Origin of the sequence: Methanoculleus sp. UBA208, from assembly GCF_002498065.1 — an archaeon.
In the GTDB taxonomy this organism is placed as follows: domain Archaea; phylum Halobacteriota; class Methanomicrobia; order Methanomicrobiales; family Methanoculleaceae; genus Methanoculleus.
The window spans coordinates 1-7,482 of sequence record NZ_DAFZ01000063.1 but is presented as its reverse complement, the minus strand read 5'-3'; the positions used below and the strand labels follow the sequence as shown (position 1 = coordinate 7,482).

At 63.8% G+C, this 7,482-nt stretch carries 9 protein-coding genes; 7 read left to right on the top strand and 2 right to left on the bottom strand.

Features of this window, described 5'->3' with window-relative positions; translation table 11 throughout:
* Window positions 1–294: 294 nt before the first annotated feature.
* Window positions 295–1,323 (bottom strand): GNAT family N-acetyltransferase, encoded by a 1,029-nt coding sequence (locus BRA62_RS06945; RefSeq protein WP_292365847.1) that lies wholly within the window; start codon window positions 1,321–1,323, stop codon window positions 295–297.
* Between the two features lie 224 nt (window positions 1,324–1,547).
* Here BRA62_RS06945 and BRA62_RS06940 point away from each other — a divergent pair, with 224 nt between their 5' ends.
* The 7 genes from BRA62_RS06940 to BRA62_RS06910 all read left to right on the top strand — a co-directional run bounded on the left by BRA62_RS06940 (window position 1,548) and on the right by BRA62_RS06910 (window position 6,217).
* Window positions 1,548–2,291 carry a HesA/MoeB/ThiF family protein gene (locus BRA62_RS06940; RefSeq protein ID WP_292365846.1) on the top strand — a complete coding sequence of 248 codons (744 nt, stop codon included), beginning with the start codon at window positions 1,548–1,550 and terminating at the stop codon, window positions 2,289–2,291.
* Window positions 2,292–2,295: 4 nt separating this feature from the next.
* On the top strand, window positions 2,296–2,574 hold the full coding sequence (locus BRA62_RS06935) for a ubiquitin-like small modifier protein 1 (protein WP_292365845.1): 279 nt from the start codon (window positions 2,296–2,298) through the stop codon (window positions 2,572–2,574).
* Between the two features lie 15 nt (window positions 2,575–2,589).
* Window positions 2,590–3,006 carry a molybdenum cofactor biosynthesis protein MoaE gene (locus BRA62_RS06930; protein ID WP_292365844.1) on the top strand — a complete coding sequence of 139 codons (417 nt, stop codon included), beginning with the start codon at window positions 2,590–2,592 and terminating at the stop codon, window positions 3,004–3,006.
* Window positions 3,003–4,217, top strand: coding sequence for a YcaO-related McrA-glycine thioamidation protein (locus tag BRA62_RS06925; RefSeq protein ID WP_292365843.1), 1,215 nt, complete (start codon window positions 3,003–3,005; stop codon window positions 4,215–4,217). Before BRA62_RS06930 ends, BRA62_RS06925 begins: the two co-directional genes overlap by 4 nt.
* Window positions 4,180–4,833 (top strand): TfuA-related McrA-glycine thioamidation protein, encoded by a 654-nt coding sequence (locus tag BRA62_RS06920; RefSeq protein ID WP_292365842.1) that lies wholly within the window; start codon window positions 4,180–4,182, stop codon window positions 4,831–4,833. The genes BRA62_RS06925 and BRA62_RS06920 overlap by 38 nt, the downstream gene beginning before the upstream one ends.
* 732 nt (window positions 4,834–5,565) lie before the next feature.
* A complete protein-coding gene (locus BRA62_RS06915) occupies window positions 5,566–5,889 on the top strand; it encodes an ArsR/SmtB family transcription factor (protein WP_292365841.1) in 324 nt (107 codons plus the stop codon).
* Window positions 5,876–6,217 carry a hypothetical protein gene (locus BRA62_RS06910; RefSeq protein WP_292365840.1) on the top strand — a complete coding sequence of 114 codons (342 nt, stop codon included), beginning with the start codon at window positions 5,876–5,878 and terminating at the stop codon, window positions 6,215–6,217. Before BRA62_RS06915 ends, BRA62_RS06910 begins: the two co-directional genes overlap by 14 nt.
* Before the next feature lie 177 nt (window positions 6,218–6,394).
* Here BRA62_RS06910 and BRA62_RS06905 read toward each other — a convergent pair whose 3' ends face one another.
* Complete coding sequence (locus tag BRA62_RS06905) at window positions 6,395–7,261, bottom strand: alpha/beta hydrolase (protein ID WP_292365839.1); 867 nt, start codon at window positions 7,259–7,261, stop codon at window positions 6,395–6,397.
* Window positions 7,262–7,482 lie beyond the last annotated feature (221 nt).

The following is a 7,482-nucleotide window of genomic DNA, read 5'->3' as shown; positions in this document are numbered from 1 at the left end:
CCCCTCCCCGTCAGCCCCACCCCCGCGAGGCGATAAGCGACTGGCCGAAGGGCAGGAGCTCAAGCACCGAAGAACGACGTTCCTTCAGAACGGAGTTTGAGCACCGGAGGTGCGAAGGTGCGAGTCCCCCACGGTCCACTTGCAGGGGCATACCCGGGGAACTAGGCCGTTCCCGGGGTGATCCCTCATCCGGGGTCTGTTTTTCATCGGTATGCTTCCACACAGAAGGCAGGCCGTGAGGGATGCGAAGGGCGTGAAAGGGAATTCATAGACTTAAATGACAACGAGGAGTAGTCACTCGATGTACGAGAGGACCTTGCGCTTCACCGGACCCTTGTTAGCGATGGTGCTGTAGGCCCACCGTGCAACCCTGCCGAAGAGGTCCTCCCGGCTCAGTTCCAGAAAGAGGGTGAGAGAGGGGTTGAACTTGGACTTGAAGATGTTTAAGTTCTCGTTGTTCGCCCCGACATTCTCCATCTGCCGGTACCCCTCATCCTTCGCCTGCTGAAGGAGGAGCCACTGCAGAAACTCATTGCCGGGCATTGCGGTCATCTTCGGAGCCCCCATCCACAGGATGAAGGTCTTATACTCCTGGGTAACCTGCACGCCCGTCACCACACCGAGAGCGTCGTAGAGGTAGTAAAGCCCGAGTTCGTCGGGATACGCCCGGAAGAGGTCCTCGAAGTAGGCCCGGCTGATCATCGGTATGTTCATCTCCGGGTCGCTGAACCGCTCCGCGACCGTGGAGTAGAAGGCCGAGAGGTCGGTGCTCTTCTCGAGGCGGTAACCGCTCTTCTCCACTTTCCGGAGCTTTGTGCGAAGGTTGGACGAGAAGCCGTTCCAGATCTCGGAGAGCGGCGGCTCAAGGTCGATGACGTACGAGAAGTGGATCCGGGCATCGTACCCCTCCCGGAGGAACTGCCTGACGTCGATAAACCCCGGAACCTGGGTTATGGCGAGGTAGTTCGGGGCCAGAGCCGCGAGTTCGTCCTCGAGGTGTTCCACAACGGTCCGGAGCATCGACTCCTTCTTGCTCTGTTTGGCGGCATCGTAGCGGCGGCCCATGACGAACCCGAGGTACGGCACTACCGACTGGAGGGGAGGCGGGGAGAGGAGGATGTTGACCCCGTGCAGCTGCTTTTCAAAGAGCGGGAAGATGCAGATCAACTCGTTGCCCTTGAAGACCCCATAGGGGAGGAACGTAAAGCCGGTGTGCTTCTGTGTAATCTTCATGAAGTCCCATTTATGGAAAAGGCGGCCTGAGGCACTCTCGTCCACGAACGCATCCCATGTTTCCCTATCGTCGATAAGCCCTGTCGTCATGCTCTCGCTCCCTGCTCCAGTGCGTCTGCAGGCTCGTGCGGAGTATCCATCATCAAAGTTATATACGTTTCTCAAGAAAAGGTCGGTTCTTGGGGGGTACCGTGTTTCCCGCTGCCGCTATGGGCGGACATCGTGGGCAGCGGCAACTTCACGGTATCACAACGTTAAAATCGGCCGGGACACTACATAAATGCGTGTTTACCTGCGCGGAGGATTGGCCAGGGATGCTCACGGACCGGGAACTGGAACGCTATCGGCGGCAGATCGCGTTCTTCGGGGAAGAGGCGCAGGAACGGCTTGCGAACGCCCGGGTCGTTATCGTCGGCGCGGGCGGGCTCGGCTGTCCGGTCGCTCTCTACCTTGCCGCCGCCGGTGTCGGGGAGGTCCGGCTGGTCGACGGCGACGTCGTGGACCTGACCAACCTGAACCGGCAGGTGCTCCACGGAGACCGTGACGTCGGGCGGGCGAAGGTCGAGTCGGCGGCCGAAAAACTCCGGGCGCAGAATCCGGAGATTACGGTCGTCGCGATCCGGGCAACCCTCGACGAAGAGAACGCCGCTCTGCTCGTGGACGGGGCCGACCTCATCGTCGACGCCACCGACAACTTCGCGGCGCGCTACATCCTCAACCGGGTGGCGCTCGGCGCCCGCGTGCCGCTCATCCATGGTGCGGTCAGGGGATTCGACGGACAGGCGACGACGATCATCCCCGGCCGGACGGCCTGCCTGGAATGCATATTCCCGGTGGCCCCTCCCGGGGAGGACGTCATCCCCGTGGTCGGCACCACGCCCGGTATCATCGGGCTTGTCCAGGCAAACGAGGCGATCAAGTACATCACCGGCACCGGTGACCTCCTCGCCGACCGGCTTCTCGTCTGGGACGGACGGGCCGCCACCATGACGACGCTGCCGGTCAATCGGCAGAAGGACTGCGGTGCGTGCGGGATCGATCGGCACTCGAGGAGATGAAAAAATGCAGGTTCGGGTCAGGACTTTTGCCCGGTTGCGGGAGGCGATCGGGGGCGATCTCATGCTGGAGGTTCCCGAAGGGGCGACGATGAGCCGGCTCCTTGCGGCGGTCGGCGAGACCTCGGAGCAGGCCGGGGAGGCGCTCTTTGAAGAAAACGGAGATCTCCGGGCGTACGTGATCCTGATGCACAACGGCAGGCGCGTGCGGCGTGCGGAGGCCGGGACGCGCCCCCTCGCCGACGGGGACGAAGTCGCGCTCTTCCCGCCGGTTGCGGGCGGGTGACGGGGGAGACCGGAGATGATCAGTGTAACAGAAGACAATTTTGATGTGAATGCCGTGATCGGCCGGGTGAGGAGGCCTGATATGGGGGCTCTCGTCACCTTCCTCGGCACCGTCAGGGACGACGGCGGGACTGAGGTTATGGAGCTTGAAGCCTACGAAGAGGTCGCGAAAAAGGAACTCGCGACAATCCGCGATGAGGCGTTTGCAAAATACCCCATAGCGGCCGTCGAGGTCGTCCACCGGATCGGACGGCTCCGGGTCGGGGAGAACATCCTCCTCATCGTCGTCGGGGCCGGCCACCGGAAGGAGGCTTTCGACGCCTGCGAGTACATCCTCGAGCGGATCAAGGAGAGCGTGCCGATCTGGAAGAAGGAGATCGGGAAGGGCGGCGAGCGCTGGGTTCCCGGAGAGTCCCACGGGGGCGACGCATGATCCGGCTGCAGTCGTGCCGGAAGGCTTACTCAATGGAGACCCAGCGCACGGTTCCGCCCGAGGAGACGCTCCGCCTGGCCCGGGCGAGACTCCCGGCGGCGGGGATCACCCGTGTCGCCGACATCACGAACCTTGACCGGATCGGGATCCCGGTCTTCTCGAGCATCCGGCCGACCGCCGAAGCGGGAGCGATATCGGTCTACAACGGAAAAGGCGCCACCCCCGTCGAGGCGGAGGTCTCGGCGATGATGGAGGGGATCGAGCGCTACTCGGGAGAGATGGACGACCGGGAGCCGATGATCGGGAGGTACAGCGAGGTCTCGGCCGAAAATGCCGCACTCGACCCGGCGGACCTGATCCTCCCTGACCGGGTTCCGACCGATGTAGCGATCCCCTGGGTCGGGGGATACGACATCGTGCAGGAGGAGGAGGTGCTCGTCCCGGCCCACGCGGTGTATCACCCCCTCCCGGTGACCTGCGGCCGCCTTTTCCGGACCAACACCAATGGGCTTGCTTCCGGCAACACCCTTGAGGAGGCGACCTTCCACGCCCTGATGGAGGTGGTCGAGCGCGACGCCTGGTCGCTCGTGGAGGTGACCCGCAATACCGGACCACGGATCGAGGGGGTCGCCGACGGGCTCGCCGCCGACCTGCTCGCGAAGTTCGGGAGCGCCGGTGTCGAGGTTACGCTCAGGGACATCACGAGCGACATCGGGGTCCCCACGGTGGCCGCGGTGGCCGACGACGTGGTGCTCAGGGACCCGACGCTCCTCACGATCGGCATGGGGTCGCACACGAGCGCCGGGATCGCGGTCCTCCGGGCGCTCACGGAGGTCGCGCAGAGCAGGCTGACCCAGATCCACGGCGCCCGGGAGGACACCGATACGGCGGACGTCAGGAAGAGGATCGGCTACGACCGGACGAAACGGCTGAACCGGCACTGGTTCGCGGAGTCGGAAACGATCCAGTTTGCGGCCATGCCGTCGTTTGACAGCGACGACTTCCTCACCGACATCAACCACGTCGTCGACCGGCTCGGCGCGGCGGGTCTCTCCCGGGTGGTCGTGGTCGATCTCACCCGACCGGAGATCGGCATCCCGGTCGTCCGGGTGATCGTGCCGGGGCTGGAGATGTACGCGATGGACCAGGACCGGATGGGAAGGAGGTGCCGTGATGCACGGAGTCGTCGTCTTCCTCGGTCCCAGCTGTGACCCTGCGGCCGCCCGGGAGATTCTCGACGCCGATTACCGTCCTCCGGCAAAACGGGGCGACATCCTGGAGGCCGCACGCGCTGGAGCCCGGATCATCGGGCTCATCGACGGCGTCTTCTTCCAGGACTGCGCCGTCGCCCACCGGGAGATCCTGGCCGCGCTCCGGGTCGGGGTGCGGGTCGTCGGCGCCTCCAGCATGGGAGCGCTCCGGGCCGCGGAGCTCGACAGCCTCGGGATGGAGGGTGTCGGGGAGGTCTACCGGGCCTACCGGGAGGGAAGGCTCGTCGCCGATGACGAGGTGGCGCTCCTCTTCGACCCGGAGACGTTCATCCCGCTCTCGGAACCGCTCGTGAACATCCGGGCGACCATCCAGCGGGCGCTGGAGTGTGGGGTGATCGGCGCCGATACGGCCCGGGCGCTTCTCGATGCCGCCCGCGGGCTCTATTTTCCCGAACGGACCTACGATGCGGTCGTCGAGGCAGCCGAAGGAAAGGCAGACCCTGACGATCTCGCCTGTTTTCTGGCGTTTGCCGGGGAGCACGCCGTCGACCGGAAACGCGAGGATGCACTGCTCGCGCTCGAGCGCATCAGGGATCTCGTCGAAGACCTGCCATAAGCATTGAACCAACCGGTTCAACCCTTCCACCACAGCCACCGTAGCAATATATCATCGGCCGGGCCGAGTCATGTATGCTGGTGCGGAATCATTCCCACCGCAGGGGGGCAACGCCATAATCTGGTCCGGAGCGGCTCTCCCGGCATCGCCGTCGCGCTTCCGGCATCTGCGACGGACACGGGAGCGTCCTCCGGTCGGACCACACAGGAACGTACTCCGGCGATTGTCCCGAATACTCCGGGTGCGGGCAGCACCAGCACCGGAACAGCGGTGCCCATGCAGATGCCATCGCTGCAAAAGGCCGGATCCGCAACCGGATGCACTCCCGGACGGGTCCTCTAGAGCCTGCCCGGCCCGGCGATGCCGGCGGGGAGAACGCGTAACGCGGGGGGGCCGGCGCCCTCCCGACGCTTGAGTGGCTCTCCTACAACCCACCTATCCTGATCCACCGAGATGATCCCCCGGGGTGCGGCACATCCCCCCGGGGTGTTCTCCCCGAAGTCCGTTGAATCAAACCTTGTTACTTTTGTTCGTGGCAAATCCTGCGTACAGACCTTCGATCTCTTCTGTTCTTGACTGTTGTGCAGCAGGGCGCAAAGCGCTATTGAAGTCCGGTTTTGGGGATGTGCGGGGTAGTGCCGCAGGTCGGCTGTTGCCCCGGGCGAGGCAGCTCTCGGGCAGCGTATGAGACGTCGTACCGCAACACTCATATGTGAAAAAAATAATTAACACATGTTGACATTGTCTTTCAGCACCCTTCCCGAACTGGCGCGGCTGCTCTCCCTGCTCGGAAACGAGCAGCGGCTCGCCGTACTTGGGGCGATCGCGGCCGAAGAGAAGTATGCCCGCGAGATTGCCGAAGAGCTCGGCATATCGCGGCCGCTGGCCGCCATTTATCTCCGGCAGCTCGAGAAGCTCGGTCTTGCGGAGGGGGTCAGCCGGACGTCGGACGAGCCGCCGTACCTCCGGAGGTGCTACCGGGCGGTACCGTTCGAGGTGGTGCTGAACCTGGATGTGATTATGTCATTAGAGAGGTCGAAGGATGAAACAGGATAGGTGGAAACTCTACCTGAAGGTGCTGTGGGGCGCCGTCATCGCACTGCTCGTGATCAGCAGCCTTATCGCCGGTTTGCTTGGCGATTCGAACTCCTTGAATGCCGTGCTTGCCGGCTCCGTCTACGTTATCATTAATCTTGGTGCTCTGACGCTGCTCTTCATCATCGTTGTAAGGCTCAAGGAGTGGATCGAAGACCGGATCGCGAGTGCGGCGGGACAGAAGAGCGGTGCGGCCGGCGGGGAACTCCAGATGCTGCGGCAGTCGATGGAGCGGATCGAGGCGAAGGTGGACCGGATCGAGAAGGTTCTCGACGGGATCTCCGAATGAGTCCTAAAAAGTGATTGGGTGGGTGTATGACGGACGTGCAGCAGCGCGTCGCAGGGTATGGCGGACGAGGCGCAGGCAGGTTCCATCGTCGCCTGGCCACGTATTAGTAAGAACCTAATATGATATAATTTTTACCTTGTGTGATAAATGTAGGGGTTTGTAGCAAAAGACAACGTCTCATGGGGTCGGAGAACCACTACCGGAACCGTCCGGCTTCCGCCGCTCCAGAGAGAGCTGCTTGCCCAGCCACGCGATACGGTCGCGGCGGGCTTCTTCGTCCAGGTAGTGGCCCGCGTCGTACCATTCGAGCGACTTCGGGTCGCTTGCCCGCTCGAAGAACTCCCGGGACTGCTCCTCCGTGATGACCTCGTCGTGAAGAGCGGACTGGAAGAGGAGTGCAGCGGGTCCGGCCCGGCCGACCCATACGGCCGGATCAATCTCCGCGAGCGTCCGGCGGTATCGCTCGAGCCTCTCGCCCTGCAGATCGGGCAGGTTCACGGCGGCGACATCGGCAAACCTCCCGGTGCCCGCCATCAGGACGGCGGCCGCAAGGCGCCGATCGACGCCGGCGAGCACCGCCCCGATAAGCGCCCCGAAACTGTGGCCCACGAAACCGATCCGCTCCGAATCGACGTTCGGCCGCGCTATAAGGAGGTCTAGCCCCCGGCGCAGATCGATCACCGTCCTGATATGCTCCCGCACCGCCTCCTCGGGGTCCGTAACCGCCTGGCCCCAGGTCGCTGCCGTATCGGCGGCCCAGGGAGCGTCGACGAGCAGGGAGACCGCACCCATCCCGGCAAGGGCCACGGCCTCGGCGAGGAACGTGGCGCGGGAACCGGGCCCCGGGTGGAGGAAGAGGACGGCAGCGGAGCGCGTCTCCTCCTCTCTTGCCGGGGTCACCAGGTAGGCCCGGACCCACCGTTCCGGGGCGGCCTGGTAGGCAAGGTTGCGGATCGTCACGTCGATACCGGTCGCCCTGACACCGGGCGGTTGCCCTGCATCGTAGTCGAAGAGCGAGCGGGCGTTCTCAACGGGTCTTTCCATGATGCACCTTCTGGACCTGCCGGCTGATAAATCCGGTGCCTGCAGGGTGAAAGTGGCTGCAGGCCCTCTCTAGTGCATCCTGTCACGTTATTTTCGGAATTTTGGCGTGTGGGGGCGGGCGCTATGGTCGCACGCAGAACAGGGGAACTTTCGGCTTTGTTGAACCCGGATCCGCTTGCTCCCGATGGTCGCACTCCGGGAGCACGGCTTTCCACCGGGCT

Bases quoted from the DNA above. Each gene is read 5' to 3' on its own strand.
- BRA62_RS06945 (WP_292365847.1), bottom strand. From the start codon at position 1,323: ATGACGACAGGGCTTATCGACGATAGGGAAACATGGGATGCGTTCGTG.
- BRA62_RS06940 (WP_292365846.1), top strand. From the start codon at position 1,548: ATGCTCACGGACCGGGAACTGGAACGCTATCGGCGGCAGATCGCGTTC.
- BRA62_RS06935 (WP_292365845.1), top strand. From the start codon at position 2,296: ATGCAGGTTCGGGTCAGGACTTTTGCCCGGTTGCGGGAGGCGATCGGG.
- BRA62_RS06930 (WP_292365844.1), top strand. From the start codon at position 2,590: ATGATCAGTGTAACAGAAGACAATTTTGATGTGAATGCCGTGATCGGC.
- BRA62_RS06925 (WP_292365843.1), top strand. From the start codon at position 3,003: ATGATCCGGCTGCAGTCGTGCCGGAAGGCTTACTCAATGGAGACCCAG.
- BRA62_RS06920 (WP_292365842.1), top strand. From the start codon at position 4,180: ATGCACGGAGTCGTCGTCTTCCTCGGTCCCAGCTGTGACCCTGCGGCC.
- BRA62_RS06915 (WP_292365841.1), top strand. From the start codon at position 5,566: ATGTTGACATTGTCTTTCAGCACCCTTCCCGAACTGGCGCGGCTGCTC.
- BRA62_RS06910 (WP_292365840.1), top strand. From the start codon at position 5,876: ATGAAACAGGATAGGTGGAAACTCTACCTGAAGGTGCTGTGGGGCGCC.
- BRA62_RS06905 (WP_292365839.1), bottom strand. From the start codon at position 7,261: ATGGAAAGACCCGTTGAGAACGCCCGCTCGCTCTTCGACTACGATGCA.